The organism is Hydrogenovibrio sp. 3SP14C1 (assembly GCF_029625905.1).
In the GTDB taxonomy this organism is placed as follows: domain Bacteria; phylum Pseudomonadota; class Gammaproteobacteria; order Thiomicrospirales; family Thiomicrospiraceae; genus Hydrogenovibrio.
The window spans coordinates 1-275 of the sequence record NZ_JARTLM010000100.1 but is presented as its reverse complement, the minus strand read 5'-3'; the positions used below and the strand labels follow the sequence as shown (position 1 = coordinate 275).

Genomic DNA, 275 nt, shown 5'->3' with positions numbered 1-275 from the left:
TGCGCTGGTGGCGGATTTTCCCGGCCTGACCCGAGACCGTAAATACGGTAACGGCATGCTGGGCAACAAAGCCTATACCGTGATCGACACGGGCGGCATCAGCGGCGACGAGGAAGGTATCGACGCCGCCATGGCAGAGCAATCCCTGGCCGCCATCGACGAAGCAGACATCGTGCTGTTTCTGGTGGACGCCCGAGCGGGGCTCAACGTGGCCGACGAGGCCATCGCCAATCACCTGCGTGTCAATCAGAAGAAAACCTGGCTGGTGGTCAACA

1 protein-coding gene is annotated in these 275 nt (G+C 61.1%); it reads left to right on the top strand.

The window, feature by feature from the left end; all coding sequences use genetic code 11:
• Window positions 1-275, top strand: a 275-nt coding sequence (locus P8629_RS11805) for a GTPase (protein WP_278166316.1), incomplete at both ends; no start/stop codon positions are given.